15 protein-coding genes and 1 pseudogene are annotated in these 13,988 nt (G+C 31.6%); 4 read left to right on the top strand and 12 right to left on the bottom strand.

What is annotated here, in order from left to right:
* Positions 1-34: 34 nt before the first annotated feature.
* The 12 genes and pseudogenes from EB819_RS05020 to EB819_RS04965 form a co-directional block, all read right to left on the bottom strand.
* Positions 35-1,342 carry a nucleoside permease gene (locus EB819_RS05020; RefSeq protein WP_069799023.1) on the bottom strand — a complete coding sequence of 436 codons (1,308 nt, stop codon included), beginning with the start codon at positions 1,340-1,342 and terminating at the stop codon, positions 35-37.
* 79 nt (positions 1,343-1,421) lie between these two features.
* Positions 1,422-2,021, bottom strand: a complete 600-nt coding sequence (locus tag EB819_RS05015; protein WP_069799021.1) for a bifunctional nuclease family protein — start codon at positions 2,019-2,021, stop codon at positions 1,422-1,424.
* Between the two features lie 227 nt (positions 2,022-2,248).
* Positions 2,249-3,196 (bottom strand): electron transfer flavoprotein subunit alpha/FixB family protein, encoded by a 948-nt coding sequence (locus EB819_RS05010; RefSeq protein WP_069799018.1) that lies wholly within the window; start codon positions 3,194-3,196, stop codon positions 2,249-2,251.
* Positions 3,197-3,281: 85 nt separating this feature from the next.
* Positions 3,282-4,027 (bottom strand): annotated as a pseudogene (locus EB819_RS05005) (electron transfer flavoprotein subunit beta/FixA family protein).
* Between the two features lie 365 nt (positions 4,028-4,392).
* Positions 4,393-5,775, bottom strand: coding sequence for a dipeptidase (locus tag EB819_RS05000; protein ID WP_069799013.1), 1,383 nt, complete (start codon positions 5,773-5,775; stop codon positions 4,393-4,395).
* A 72-nt stretch (positions 5,776-5,847) separates the two neighbouring features.
* Entirely contained in the window at positions 5,848-6,066 is a 219-nt protein-coding gene (locus EB819_RS04995) for a hypothetical protein (RefSeq protein WP_069799010.1), read from the bottom strand.
* A gap of 77 nt (positions 6,067-6,143) precedes the next feature.
* Positions 6,144-7,283: an RsmD family RNA methyltransferase gene (locus EB819_RS04990; protein ID WP_394337969.1), complete on the bottom strand. Its 1,140-nt coding sequence runs from the start codon at positions 7,281-7,283 to the stop codon at positions 6,144-6,146.
* 14 nt (positions 7,284-7,297) lie between these two features.
* The gene (locus EB819_RS04985; protein ID WP_069799005.1) at positions 7,298-7,681 is read right to left on the bottom strand and encodes a GxxExxY protein; all 384 of its coding nucleotides are present in this window, start codon (positions 7,679-7,681) and stop codon (positions 7,298-7,300) included.
* A 25-nt stretch (positions 7,682-7,706) separates the two neighbouring features.
* Positions 7,707-8,864 (bottom strand): methylmalonyl-CoA mutase family protein, encoded by a 1,158-nt coding sequence (locus EB819_RS04980; protein WP_069799002.1) that lies wholly within the window; start codon positions 8,862-8,864, stop codon positions 7,707-7,709.
* 63 nt (positions 8,865-8,927) lie between these two features.
* Entirely contained in the window at positions 8,928-9,287 is a 360-nt protein-coding gene (locus tag EB819_RS04975; protein WP_069798999.1) for an FtsB family cell division protein, read from the bottom strand.
* Complete coding sequence (udk, locus tag EB819_RS04970; RefSeq protein ID WP_069798997.1) at positions 9,287-9,904, bottom strand: uridine kinase; 618 nt, start codon at positions 9,902-9,904, stop codon at positions 9,287-9,289. Before udk ends, EB819_RS04975 begins: the two co-directional genes overlap by 1 nt.
* 78 nt (positions 9,905-9,982) lie before the next feature.
* On the bottom strand, positions 9,983-10,618 hold the full coding sequence (locus EB819_RS04965; protein ID WP_069798995.1) for a SanA/YdcF family protein: 636 nt from the start codon (positions 10,616-10,618) through the stop codon (positions 9,983-9,985).
* Positions 10,619-10,735: 117 nt separating this feature from the next.
* On the opposite strand from EB819_RS04965, the gene EB819_RS04960 reads away from it, so the two are divergent.
* The 4 genes from EB819_RS04960 (at position 10,736) to EB819_RS04945 (ending at position 13,979) form a co-directional block, all read left to right on the top strand.
* Positions 10,736-11,290: a TlpA family protein disulfide reductase gene (locus tag EB819_RS04960; RefSeq protein WP_069798993.1), complete on the top strand. Its 555-nt coding sequence runs from the start codon at positions 10,736-10,738 to the stop codon at positions 11,288-11,290.
* Between the two features lie 137 nt (positions 11,291-11,427).
* Positions 11,428-12,402: an iron chelate uptake ABC transporter family permease subunit gene (locus EB819_RS04955; RefSeq protein ID WP_069798991.1), complete on the top strand. Its 975-nt coding sequence runs from the start codon at positions 11,428-11,430 to the stop codon at positions 12,400-12,402.
* A gap of 35 nt (positions 12,403-12,437) precedes the next feature.
* Positions 12,438-13,361 carry an ABC transporter ATP-binding protein gene (locus EB819_RS04950; RefSeq protein ID WP_069798990.1) on the top strand — a complete coding sequence of 308 codons (924 nt, stop codon included), beginning with the start codon at positions 12,438-12,440 and terminating at the stop codon, positions 13,359-13,361.
* Between the two features lie 165 nt (positions 13,362-13,526).
* Positions 13,527-13,979: a MarR family winged helix-turn-helix transcriptional regulator gene (locus EB819_RS04945; protein ID WP_069798987.1), complete on the top strand. Its 453-nt coding sequence runs from the start codon at positions 13,527-13,529 to the stop codon at positions 13,977-13,979.
* Positions 13,980-13,988: the final 9 nt, after the last annotated feature.

Below are 13,988 nucleotides of genomic sequence, written 5' to 3'. Positions count from 1 at the left end.
AAGTGTGTTTTATGTTTATAATCAATGATTTAGATTAATGAGATACGTTTCCTATTGCTTCTGGATTGTGCTTGTGTTTAAAGAAAATACCAAATAGTATTGCAATAACAAGTGCATAAATAGAGAATGTGAGCCAAGCTCCACTCCAATTTGTGCTGCCATCAGTATTTATAAAGTATTTTTCAATGATAAATCCACTTGCTTTGCTTCCTATAATCGCTCCAATTCCGTTTGTCATCATCATGAATAAACCTTGTGCAGAACCTCTAAGCTTAGAGTCAGTAGAAGTTTCTACGAAAAGAGAACCAGAAATATTAAAGAAATCAAATGCCATTCCATAAACAATCATAGATAAAATTAATGCAAAAAGTCCGAAACCAGTTGGGTAACCTACTGAAAATAGTCCAAATCTTAGAACCCAAGCGAGCATACTCATTAACATTACTTTTTTAATACCATATTTTTTTAGGAAAAATGGAATAGCAAGTATAAATAATGTTTCAGAAATTTGGCTGATAGATACAATTACGGTACTGTATTTTACTGCAAAACTATCTTTATATGCGGCTATATTTTTGAAGCTGTCAATAAAAACATCTGCGTACATGTTAGTTAATTGCAAAGCAGCTCCTAAGAACATAGAAAAAATAAAAAAACTTGCCATTTTTGGGTTTTTAAACAAAACAAAAGCATTTAATCCTAGTTTTTCTAGAATTCCGTTTGCATCTTTTTTGTTATTTTCTGGAGGACAACTAGGCAATGTGAAGGCATATAAACCTAAAATAATTGCTCCAGCAGATGCGATATAGAATTGGAGAGGTGTAGGTGTAGCTAGCTTTATAAAGTTGAAAGACAATATGTCAGACTGAGTATAATCAAAATTTGTAAAATTAGTAATCCACATTGCAATGATAAAACCAACAGTTCCCCATACTCTAATTTTAGGAAAATTAGTTACTACATCAGAATTATTGTCAGATAAAACTCTATAAATTAGAGAATAAGATAGTGAAATAGTAGGCATGTAAAAGAACATTGCGATTAAAATAATCCAATATAACTGTTCTGGATCATTAATTCCTGGTACAAAAAACATCATGATTCCATAAAGGATATGAAGAATACCATACAATTTTTCTGAATTTATATATTTGTCTACTAAGATTCCTACAATTGGTGGAGTTATAATCGATGCTATTCCTAGAGTTGAGAAAATTGCACCAAACTGAGGGAAGGTCCATCCCTTTGTACTTAAACAATAAGTAGCAATTGTAGTAAGCCAAGCTCCCCAAACAAAAAATTGTAGAAAACTGAGCAGTGTCAATCTAAATTTAATATTCATAAGTAGTAATTTTTTCTTTTACGGTATTTTAGACCGTTGAGTGTTTTCAGAGTTTATTATTTAATTTTAATTTTTAGCACTAGTCAATTTTTTTATTTCGTCTTTTGAGTTCTTCTTGGATTTCCATGGCGGTATCATAATCTTCTTCTCTCACAGCATCGTCTAATAAAATTTGTAATTCTTCTGTGCTGAGTTTTCTGAGGTCAGAAGTTTCACTTTCTGAAGCAGTTTCAGGTTCTGGTAATTCATTGTTATTGTCAATTTCTAGAAGAATTCCAGCTTCGTTCAATACTTGTTCTGTCGTATAGATTGGAGCATCAAAACGTACTGCCATTGCTACAGCATCAGAAGTTCTGGCATCTAAAATAAGTTCTTCTCCGTTTTCTGTATTTTTAAAATTGAGATTAGAGAAGAAAACGCCGTCAATAATTTGATAAATAATTACCGATTCTAGGGTGTAATGCGTAGAATTTACAAATTTGGTAAATAAATCATGCGTGAGTGGACGAGGTGGTCGCAAGTCTTTTTCTAAACCTAAAGAAATAGATTGAGCCTCAAAATTACCAATTACTACAGGTAGTTTTACGCCAGTTTCTTCATGTTCCAGAAGCAGTGCGTAAGCTCCAGATTGAGTTTGGCTATAAGATATTCCGCGTATGATTAGTTGTTTATAATCCATGAATACAAATATACTTTAATTTTTAAAATTTAACATTTGATATTTAAAATTTTATCACTGCCTTCAGATGATTTATTTCACAAGTTTTGATGATAAAATTGGTTTTACTTTTTATATAATGAGAAATTCATTTATTCTTCAAAAGAAATAAAAAATTTTGGCTTCTGCAACGACAAAAAAATCCGAGATAAAAATCTCGGATTGATATTTTTAAAAAGGATGATATTTTAGTGTCCTTTTAATGCTTTAATTTTTTCTGTAAGCGCAGGAATAATTTGGAAAGCATCTCCTACTACTCCATAATCAGCAGATTTAAAGAATGGTGCTTCTGCATCATTATTAATCACTACGATAGTTTTAGAAGAGTTTACACCAGCCAAATGCTGAATAGCACCAGAAATACCTACTGCTATGTATAAATTAGGAGCGATGGCTTTACCGGTTTGTCCTACGTGTTCTGAGTGAGATCTCCAACCGATATCAGAAACTGGTTTAGAACAAGCGGTAGCGGCACCTAAAACATTAGCTAATTCTTCGATCATTCCCCAGTTTTCAGGGCCTTTCATTCCTCTACCTGCAGAAACTACCACTTCTGCTTCTTTAAGGTCTAATTTTCCTGAAGATTTTTCTTGATTAACTACTGTAAGACCTTCTGCAGAAACAGAAACTTCTTTTACTTCTTCAGAACCAGCTACTGGATTTTCTTTTACTCCGAAAGAATTTTGAGAAACAGTAACCACTACATTTTCGCCATGAGCTTTAGCATCCATAAAAGCTTTACCAGAGAAAGACTTTCTCTTCGCTTCGAATGGAGAAACAGCAACAGGAGCAGAAACTACATTGGTTAATAATGAAGCGTTTTTAATCACAGCAAGCATAGGAGCTACAGAACTAGCATCTGTAGAATGCGGGAAAACTACTACTCCATCTACTACAGTAGCGAGAGCTTCTGCATAAGCTTTTGGGTTGAAACTTTTAAGTGCGTCACTTTTTAGAGTAACCACTTTAGAAGCTCCGTATTTGTAAAGAACATCTGCAGCATCTGTAGGATTAATGCTTACCGCTACTACATCAGTTCCAGACATATCTGCAACTGTTTTTGCGTAAGAAACAGCTTCTAGAGCCGCTTTTTTATATGCTCCTGAAATATTTTCGGTATATACAAAAATTGACATAATTTAAAAAGATTTGAGATTTGAGATTTAAGATTTGAGATTTTTTGAATTTCAAATTTCAAATTTCAAATGGATTAATAATTTGTTAAATAACTTTTGCTTCTTCGTGAAGTAATCTTACCAATTCGTCTAGATTATCCGCAGAAACTAGTTTTACTTGAGCTCTAGCTGGAACAGCATCAAAAGATACTGCACTTACTTTAACATCTGTTTCAGTTGGTTCTTTTACGGTTAAAGGTTTAGTTCTAGCAGACATAATTCCTCTCATGTTAGGAATGATAAGATCTTTTTCTTCTACCATACCTTTTTGACCAGCGATTACAGCAGGAATTTTTACAGTTAATGTTTCTTTTCCCCTTCAATTTCTCTTACAGCAGTAGCTTCTGCACCGTTTACTTCTAAACCTACGCAAGCGTTTACGAAAGATCTATTAAGTAATTGAGCAATCATTGCTGGAACAGCAGCACCATTATAATCAATAGATTCTTTACCGCAAAGTACCAAGTCATAACCACCTTCTTCTGCAATTTTAGCCAATTCTTTAGCTACGGTAATACTGTCTTGTGGTTCAGCGTTTACTCTTATTGCGTCATTTGCACCAATAGCAAGAGCTTTTCTCATTACAGCTTCAGTAGCTGCGTCACCTACAGTAGCGATGGTTACAGTAGCGCCTTGAGATTCTTGTAATTTTACAGCTTTTGTAAGAGCAAATTCGTCGTAAGGATTAATTACCCACTGAATTCCGTTTTTGTCAAAAGCAGATTTATCTGCAGTAAAGTTAATTTTAGAAGTAGTATCTGGAACACTACTAATACAAACTAATATTTTCATATGTAGATTTTTATTGTTTTTTTAAAGGTCATATGCAATCGCTCATTTATCATTAGTATTGTTGTTTGCTAATCACGGCGATTTCATAAGGTTCAATTTTTCTTATTTGAATGTTTGCTAATTTAAATAAAAAAATATTATGCATGCATAATACTCTAAAATTATTTATATTCATTGCATAAATATACGATAATTGCCTGAAACAAAGGAAATTTTGAGATTTTATTTCGGAAATAATTTTTGAAATCATTAAAAATTACCACAAATTAATGGTTTTTTATTTCCCAAAAATGTGGAGTTAATTCTCAAATTTTAACCAGAAATAAAAAATCCTCAATCTTTTCGACTGAGGATTAACTTAAAATTTATTGTTGAGTATAAAATTCAAAGAAATATGGAATACTTTCTATTCCTTTGTAGAAATTATACAATCCGTAGTGTTCGTTTGGCGAGTGAATCGCATCAGAATCTAAACCGAAGCCCATTAAAACTGATTTTGCTCCCAAAATTTTCTCAAAAAGAGAAGTAATAGGAATACTTCCGCCACTTCTATATGGTAGTACTTCTTTACCAAAGGCTTTTTCCATCGCTTTTTTAGCCGCTTGGAATTCTTTAGTGTTGCTTTGTAAAACATAAGGCATTCCACCGTGATGAGGTGTAACTTTTACCTTCACAGAAGCTGGAGCTATTTTTTCAAAATATTTCGTGAATTTTTCAGTAATTTCTTCGTCTGTTTGATAAGGAACCAATCTCATAGAAATTTTAGCAAATGCTTTGCTCGGAATGACGGTTTTAGCGCCTTCACCTGTATAACCTCCCCAAATTCCGTTTACATCAAGAGTTGGTCTGATAGAAGTTCTTTCTAAGGTAGTATAACCTGTTTCGCCTTCTACTCCACTTAATCCAATTGATTTTTTGAATTCTTCTGGGTTGTCTTTTAATTTATTCATTTCTGCTCTGTCTTCCGCAGAAACGATTTCTACATTATCATAAAAACCATCGATGGTAATTCTTCCTTCTTCATCATGAAGTTTAGCAATCATTTCTGCTAAAACATTAATTGGATTAGGAACAGCGCCACCATATAATCCTGAGTGTAAATCTCTGTTCGGACCTTCTACTTCTACTTCCATATAACTTAAACCTCTAAGACCAGTAGTCACAGTTGGTTGTTCGTTAGAATAAATATGCGTGTCTGAAATTAAAATGACATCACAAGAAAGTTTTTCTTTATTTTCTTCTAAAAATCCAGCTAAACTTACAGAACCTACTTCTTCTTCTCCTTCAATAATGAATTTAATATTACAAGGTAAAGAATTGGTTTTCATCATGGCTTCAAAAGCTTTTACGTGCATAAAGAATTGGCCTTTATCATCCGCACTTCCTCTTGCAAAAATCGCACCTTCTGGATGAAGTTCTGTCTTTTTAACCACGGGTTCAAATGGTCCGCTTTCCCACAATTCTAATGGATCTGCAGGTTGAACATCATAGTGACCGTAAACCAAAACGGTTGGTAATTCTGGATTGATGATTTTTTCACCATAAACTACAGGATAACCTTTGGTTTCGCAGATTTCTACTTGATCTGCTCCTGCATTGGCAAGGTGTTTTGCCACAGCATCAGCACAATTGAGCACATCTTGATTGTAAGCTGGGTCTGCAGAAATAGAAGCAATCTTCAATAATTCTATCAATTCGTCTAGAAAACGTTGCTTGTTTTGTTGGATATAACTTTGTGTGTCCGACATTGTTTTAAAATTTTAGTAAATATAAAAAATGTCTCGCAATCGCAAGACATGTATTTTGTATGAGAAAATATCTTATTTTTTTGCAGTGCTATCTACTTTAACTTCTGCAGCAGCTGGTTGTTTTACAGTAGCAGAGTCCGTTTTTTCTTTGTAAGTAGGCGCTTCAGCATTTTCATCGTCATATCTTACTACATCTTCAGTTTTTTTCAAAACTCCCTTGTTTCCTCCTTCAGGTAAACCACAAGAAACTAAAAAAGACGCTGCAGCTACAGCAAATACCAATTTTTTCATATCTAAATTATTACGTTTATAAATTTTTCCAAAAGTAAGAAATATTGAGTTTACCACAAAAAAAACTTAAAATTTTCTTAATCAAGAAGTTTTCCTACTAGGAAATGATTTCCAGAAAGAGATTTCACCGCGATAAGATAATGGTTTCCGCCGTCTTTTATTTTGTGTTTTTTCTTGATTTCTTCAGGTTTTAAGGGAAAATTTTTGGTGATGATATTAAATTGTTCACCCTTTTTAATCGCTTTTGAATTGATTTCTTCGGTTTCAAAAATTCTTCCTGGGAAATGTTCTATTTTTTCTTCGGAAGTATAAATGTGCGTGTTCTGATGTAATTTTCTCAAACCAAATTTCTCTGAAACTAAATTGAATGCTCCAGATTTCAAAACCGAATTATTCGGAATGTAAATGTATTTTTTAGGAGCTGAAAATTCTGATTGACAATGTTTTTTATCATCTAAATTAAAGTGAAATTCAGGTTCCGAAGATTGTAAATTGATGCAAGAAATTTCTGGTTGATTTTCTGTTTTCTTGAGATAAACCAAAACTTCTTTTACTTCATTTTTAACAGCAATAATCCATATTTTATAAATATTTTTGAGCGAATAAACCAAATGCTGAATATCAATCAGCGGTGAAAGTTTTATTAAAATTTCAGGTGAAATGTCACTTAATTGCTCTTGAATTTCAATAATATTAGGCGACAAATCCTCCAAAAGAAATACTTTTCTGTTATGATTATCTCTTCTTGCAGGATCTAGATAAATTAAATCAAAATGTTCTTTATTATTTTTGAGAAAATCTTCTAATTTTTGGTTGATGAAATTCGCCTTTCTGTCCAGAACTTCCCAATTGTGTTTTACAATATCTAAAAGCTCTGTATTCTGCTCTATTAAAGTAATTTCTTCAAAATTTTGGGAGAGAAAATAGGCATCAATTCCGAAACCACAAGTTAAATCAATGAATTTTTTTCCTTTAAAAAACTGTTTTTTGAAGTCTGCGGTGTCTTGTGATGAAGCCTGTTCTAGATTAAGATTGGGCGGAAAAATAATGTTTTCTTGATTCAAAAAAGGGAACTTTTTTTCAGCTACTTTTCTACCTTTAATCTGCTGAACCAATTCTTGCATAGAAACCTCTGGAAATGGAGATTTTTTCAATAACAAAGAATGCAAATCCGCGTGTAGATTTGCATCAATAAAGTATTGTATTTTATTTCCCACAGATTTCACAGATTTTATTTAATATATCCGTTTATTTTTCTGTAAATATTCTTATCAATATAATCTGTATTAAAATTGACTAGAATTCCTAATTTTAAATTTGTTAGTTTTAGATAAGTTAAGAGTTGTTTATGATGAACATTTGAGATTTCTTCAATAGATTTTATTTCAATAATTACCTTATCTTCAACAATTATGTCAGCAATAAAACTTGAATCTAGAGTTAATTCTTTAAATTTTATAGGAATTGGAACTTGTGTTTTTACTTCTAAACCTTTACTTTTTAAATCATATGCTAAAGTTTTTTCATAAACTTTTTCCAATAAACCTGGTCCAAGTTCATTGTAAATTTCAAAAATAGATTTTCTTATATAAAAACTAATTTCATTTTCGTTCATAATTCTGTGAAATCTGTGGGAAATTTTACTCAAACATTTCAGCCCATCTTACTGGTTTTATTTCCTGAGCATTATAAAGTTGTTCTACAGATTTAGTTTTTTCTAGTTTTGGATAAAGATTTACACCAATGAGTTTTATTTTACCTTCTTCTACCCAATTTTGTTCTGCAATTGCCTGTTGATAGATCATTTCAGCAATTTTTCCAGATTTTAAATTTTCTACAAAACCACCAGAATTTTCGATTTCTAAGAATAATTTCCATGCGTTTTCTGCGAATTGATGGGTGATTTCTTCAATATAATAACTTCCGTTGGCAGCATCGTCAAAAACATTAATAATGCTTTCGTATGCTAAAACAATTTGTTGTTTAAACGAAATTTCTTCTGAAAGTGAATTAGAGTTTTGTACCTTAAAATCATTGCTATAAACCGCATCAGAACCAGCAATCATGGCTGCGGAAAGTTCTAGCGTAGAACGAATCAGGTTATTTTCTTCGTCGTTTTTAGCTTTATTTCTAAGAGAAGTTTCTGTGAAAATGTAAGGAATGCTGTCTAGTCCGAATTCTTTAGAAAGTTGATTGAAAAGGATTTTAAATGCTCTGATTTTTGCAATTTCAAAGAAATAATTTCCGCCTACTGCAAATTTGAAAACCAATTTTTCTAAAATTTCAGCTCCGAAAACTTCTGCCAAATCTTTTGCTTTTGCTAATGCTAAAGCCAATTGTTGCGTTATAGAAGCTCCAGCATTTTGGTATAAAGTGGTATCTACGGCAATATTTCTTTTAAAATTTTTAGACAATAATTCCTCCGCTAATTTTGTGTTGATTTCTTGATTTTCAAAAACATCTATCAAAGAAATATATTGATTATCATCTGCAAGAGAAATGTGTCCTGCCAAATCTTTATTGGCAACGAAAAGCGTTTTTTCGGTCAAATGTTCTACATTATGCTCTAGTAAAAACGCATAAGCATGTTCTTCTAAATTATCTTGATATTTAGCAATCAAATGCGTAGATTCTTCTACTTTTGGCAGGTTTTTTAAGACAAAATCAGTGTCGGCATAATAAGGTTTTACAGAAATACCTTCCAAGTTTTCTTTGGTAAGAACAGCATAAATATCTTCTGTTTTCAATTGTTTTTTGACCAGATTTTCCCAATCCTGAAGTGTAACTTGATCAAACATAATGTATGGTTTTTTGTTTTGTGTTCAAATGTTTTTCGACATTCGAAATTCAAGATAATTTATTTATTCTTCTTCTTTTTGCTTAATGGCAGAACTGTCTACCACGAGAATGAAAATTTCTTCATTTTTCTTTTTCATAAAATAATTTTCTCGCGCAAACTTTTCTTTTTCTGCTTTGTTATTCATGAGCTTTTTGTAGAAAGCATCATTTTTATGATATTCTGACTTGTAATACGAGAGTTGTTCTTCGTATTTGTCTATTTCTTTGTTTAAATCTTTGATGACTAACCAAGATGTGGAATCAAAAAAAATCATCCATACCAAAAAAAGAAAAATGGTAATAAAATATTTATTGAGAAGGTATTTCTGCACGAAACGCCAACTCGGAGATTTTTTCTGAATATCTTTAATTAGTTCCTTCATTAATAGGCTTTTTTAAGAGAATTGTTAATGACTGTAGAAAGAAAATCAATAGCTACAGAATTTTTTCTCATGTTAGGAACAATAAGGTCTGCTTCGTTTTTAGAAGGCTCTATAAACTCTTGGTGCATTGGTTTCAGCGTAGTTTGATAACGGTGAAGAACTTCGTGTAAATCTCTACCGCGTTCTTGTGTATCACGTCTAATTCTTCTGATTAATCTTTCGTCTGAATCTGCATGCACAAATACTTTAAGATCGAATTCCTTTAAAAGTTCCTGATTGGTCAAAACCAGAATTCCTTCTACAATTAAAACGTTTTTAGGTTCTACAGTTACGTGATCTCCAGTTCTAGAATGCGTAACGAAGGAATACAAAGGCTGTTCTATGTTTTCTCCTCTTTTCAGCGCTTTTACATGTTTTACCAATAATTCAAAATCTATCGATTTTGGGTGGTCATAATTCAGCGCTTCTCTTTCTGAGAGCGATAATTGGTGATTATCATGGTAATAATTGTCTTGAGAAAGTACATTTACGCCTTCTGCATTCAATTGTTGCAAAATATTATTCACTACGGTGGTTTTACCAGAACCAGTTCCACCTGCAATACCTATTACTAACATTAAAAATATATTTTTTACAAATTTAGCTAAATTCCTAAATAATTGGTTGATTGATGCGTTCTTTTTTGGTCTGAAACCCTATTTTTTCAGATGTTCTTCTTCATTTGAAATCCCGAAAATATAATACACTACCGCTTGTACTCTTGCGAGAAATTCTCTAAGATGATTTCTGTAATAACTCTGGTATTTAGTAACATCTTGGGCATCAAATCCTAATGCGTTCATACCAATGTTTCTTGCAAAAAATAAAGCTCTAAGGTTATGAAATCCTTGTGAAACAATGATTACGTTTTTTTGTTGGTATTCATTTTTGCATCTTAGAATGCTTTCGCGGGTATTAAAACCTTTTGGGTCTTCTAGAATAATGTTTTCGGGAACGCCACCTTGATAAATCAAGAAATTTTTCATGGCTTTTGGTTCGTTATAGCCTTTACTTTTTTCGCCACTTACAATGATTTTTTTGATTTTTCCATGATGATAAAGCAGCGCAGTAGCATCCATTCTAGAAATGAAATATGGATTGGCATTTCCTGCCATCGTTTTTGGAGAAGTTCCTAAAACCAAAGCTACTTCTCTTGGCGGAATTTTAGAAATTTTAGTATACGTTCTTCCTTCGGTGAGAGAAAATACCCAGAAGTTTGCCAATATCATCAGCAAAAATCCTAGTTCTATCAACAAGAAAAATTTTTTAAATATGTCTAAAAGGATTCTCAATAAAATAATTCTAAATTCGTTTGTAACAAATATATCAAAAGAAGCATTTTGATTTTATTATATTTGTAAAATCGACTCAATAATCAATTCCATAACAAAAATAAACAATTAATATTTATGAAAAAATTAATCTTTTCCACACTTATATTAACCGCACTATTTTCTTGTAAAAAGAGTGAAACTCCAGACCAATTAACAGAAGAAACAACCACTGAAACAGTAGATAGTTCAGCTGTAAATCCTGCAAGTGCGTTGCCTGAAGTGAATCAAGAGCAATTAAAAGCAATGGTTGCACCACAAAAAAATGACACCATTTATGTAACCAATTTCTTTGCAACTTGGTGTGGACCTTGTATGAAAGAGATTCCGCATTTCAAAGAAAAAATGGAAGAATTAAAAGGGCAACCAGTAAAATTTACTTTTGTAAGTGTAGATGCTAAAGAAGATTGGAATACTGCAGTAAGTGATTTTGCAGATGAATATAATATCAGAAAAAATGTAGTTCTTTTTGATGCTTCTATGATTGCACCAGATTATTTCACGACTATTACCAAGACTTGGGACGGTGGTTCTATTCCTTTTACCGTGATTAAAAAAGGTGATAAAGAAATAGAAACAGTAGGAATGATGAGTAAAGAAGATTTAGATGCAAAACTGAATTCTTTTAAATAAAATATTTCTCTCGCAGATGGGGCTGATTAAGCAGATGAATAGACTCAAAAAAATCTGCAAAATTTGCAAAATCAGCGAGAGTTTTCTTTTTCATAGATTTTTTTAAATTAAATTTGTGAAGTTTTTAAATAAAATCTGTGAACAATAAAACCTTCAAAACCATTCTTATTTTCCTATTTTCATTGGTGGTGATTACGATTCTCATCAATTTAAATATAGGGTTTATAAAACTGGGTTTAGCAGATTTTATTGATGGGAATGCTCAGAATTCACAAATTGCAGAACTCAGAATGAATCGTGTTTTAGCGATGTTTCTAGCAGGCGTTTCTATTCCTACTTCTGGTTTTCTTTTACAAGAATATTTTCAAAATCCATTAGCTGGACCATCGGTTCTTGGAATTACTTCAGTTGCGAGTTTAAGCGTAGCTTTTTATATCTTTTTTTCTCAAGATTTTACTTTACCAGAATTTTTGCAAAATGGTTTCATCAGTATTTCTGCAATTCTTGGAAGCCTTTTGCTGATGAGTATTTTATTGATTTTTTCTAGAAAATTTCAAGATAAATCATATCTGATTATTTTTGGTTTCTTGGTTTCTGCTTTAGCTGGAGCAGTGGTTTCTATCTTACAATTATATGCAGAAAATCAAAGTCTGAAAAACTATATTTTATGGAGTTTTGGTGCGAATAATCAAGTGACCAGAAATCAACTTTGGGTGCTATGCATTGTAGTATTAATGGGATTGTTTTTAAGTTTCAAAAGCATAAAACCGCTCATCGGAAATAGTTTAGGAAATCAATATGCTAAAAGTTTAGGTGTAAATTTAGAGCAACTGAAATATTTTGTCATCATTGCTTCTTCCCTACTTTCTGCTTCTGTTACGGCGTTTTTAGGGCCAATTTTGTTTATAGGAATCGTAGTTCCTCATTTTAGCAGAATGATTTATTCGCCTGCGAAATTGTGGCAACAGTGGATTTTGAATATGATTTTAGGCGTTTTAATAATGGAATTTTTTTCTGTAATTTCAGAACTTTCTCAATTTCCAATTAATGTGATTACGAGTTTATTTGGAGTGCCAGTAATTTTGATGATGATACTTAAAAATAAGCAATGAATAATAAGTAATTAGCAATATTTTGCGTTAAAAAAATGTTTTTACACATAAAAAATACAACAATCGGTTACCAAAAACCTCTCATTTCAGAGTTTAATGCTTCATTGGATTTCGGTGATGTTTGCTTGTTGATTGGTAATAACGGCGTTGGAAAAACTACTTTAATTAAATCTATTCTCAATCAAATTCCAACTTTAAAAGGAGATATTTTCATTAATAACAAAAATGTAAAAAAACTTTCTGATAAAGAAATTGCCGAACAAATTGCTGTAGTTTTTGCAAAATCTCAAATTCCTGCCAATTACACCACCGAAGATTTAATTTCACTTGGTAAGTTTATTCATCTTCCTTATTATTACAAGCTTGAAAAAGAACATTTGGAAGATGTAAACAATATTATTTCTCAACTAAAATTAGAAGAATATAGAACTACTTTGCTTCAAAAATTATCAGACGGAAATCTTCAAAAAGCCTTTATTGGGAGAGCTTTAGCACAGAATTCTCCTATGATTATTTTAGATGAACCTACAACTCATTTAGACGAAGAAAATAAAATTATCATTTTAAAATTGCTGAGAGATTTGGCTAAAAACCATAATAAAATCATCCTCTTTTCTTCTCACGATTGGCGATTGGCTAAAGAATTTGCAGATAAAATTTGGTTTATTAATGACCAAAATCTCCAAGAAGGTTTGGCGGAAGACATTCTTTTGAAGAATAATTTATTGACCAATCCTCGACTTTTTACCATCAATGAAGAGTTTGTTTCACCTGAAATTATAGCTCCTTTTTTAGAAAAAGAAATGTTATACTCTGCTTTGCAAAAAAACTTTAAAAGAGACCTTTCTGGTTTTATAATAGAATTTCAGGGTGCATTTTGGGAGATATTTTACCAAAATAATAGGTTTTCTTGTCAATCTATTGACGAAATACTGTTATCAATTAGAAATTGCTTATAATCAGCGTTTTTCGTTTGAAATTTCTCATTTTCTATTTAGCTCTATTATTCTTTGCATAATAATTAATTGTCACATAATCAATAAGTTATCTGTTTGTTATAAAAAATACTATGCACGCATAGTATTTTTTTTATATTTGCTATGCACGCATAACATTTTTTAAAAATGGAAACTAAGACTAAAGAAAAAGTAGAAAATGTAGACTTAATGCTTAAATCAGTTTGGTTGGCAGTGAGTAAAATGTACTCCGAACAAGCTTCTATGCATAATTCTACGGCTGTACAAGCTTTAACACTACTTAAAATTGATCCTAAAGAAGGAACAAGAAGTACCAATCTTGGACCTAAAATGGCTATTGAACCCACTTCTTTGACGAGAATAATTAAGCTTTTAGAAGATAATGGTTATATCTACAAAGAAAAAACAACTTCTGATAAAAGAGAAGTAATTATTAAACTTACAGACAAAGGACTTAAATCTAGAAACCTTTCAAAAGAGGTAGTAGTAGGATTTAATAAAAAAGTGGTAGAAAAAATAGACCCAGAAAAATTCGCTGTTTTCAAAGAAGTCATGGGAGACATTTTGAAAATTGCTAATGATATGAACAATAAAAAATAAACCTATATT

Source organism: Cloacibacterium normanense (genome assembly GCF_003860565.1).
In the GTDB taxonomy this organism is placed as follows: domain Bacteria; phylum Bacteroidota; class Bacteroidia; order Flavobacteriales; family Weeksellaceae; genus Cloacibacterium; species Cloacibacterium normanense.
This window is presented reverse-complemented; position numbering and strand designations above follow the sequence as displayed.

Bases quoted from the DNA above. Each gene is read 5' to 3' on its own strand.
- EB819_RS05020 (WP_069799023.1), bottom strand. From the start codon at position 1,342: ATGAATATTAAATTTAGATTGACACTGCTCAGTTTTCTACAATTTTTT.
- EB819_RS05015 (WP_069799021.1), bottom strand. From the start codon at position 2,021: ATGGATTATAAACAACTAATCATACGCGGAATATCTTATAGCCAAACT.
- EB819_RS05010 (WP_069799018.1), bottom strand. From the start codon at position 3,196: ATGTCAATTTTTGTATATACCGAAAATATTTCAGGAGCATATAAAAAA.
- EB819_RS05000 (WP_069799013.1), bottom strand. From the start codon at position 5,775: ATGTCGGACACACAAAGTTATATCCAACAAAACAAGCAACGTTTTCTA.
- EB819_RS04995 (WP_069799010.1), bottom strand. From the start codon at position 6,066: ATGAAAAAATTGGTATTTGCTGTAGCTGCAGCGTCTTTTTTAGTTTCT.
- EB819_RS04985 (WP_069799005.1), bottom strand. From the start codon at position 7,681: ATGAACGAAAATGAAATTAGTTTTTATATAAGAAAATCTATTTTTGAA.
- EB819_RS04980 (WP_069799002.1), bottom strand. From the start codon at position 8,864: ATGTTTGATCAAGTTACACTTCAGGATTGGGAAAATCTGGTCAAAAAA.
- EB819_RS04975 (WP_069798999.1), bottom strand. From the start codon at position 9,287: ATGAAGGAACTAATTAAAGATATTCAGAAAAAATCTCCGAGTTGGCGT.
- udk (WP_069798997.1), bottom strand. From the start codon at position 9,904: ATGTTAGTAATAGGTATTGCAGGTGGAACTGGTTCTGGTAAAACCACC.
- EB819_RS04960 (WP_069798993.1), top strand. From the start codon at position 10,736: ATGAAAAAATTAATCTTTTCCACACTTATATTAACCGCACTATTTTCT.
- EB819_RS04950 (WP_069798990.1), top strand. From the start codon at position 12,438: ATGTTTTTACACATAAAAAATACAACAATCGGTTACCAAAAACCTCTC.
- EB819_RS04945 (WP_069798987.1), top strand. From the start codon at position 13,527: ATGGAAACTAAGACTAAAGAAAAAGTAGAAAATGTAGACTTAATGCTT.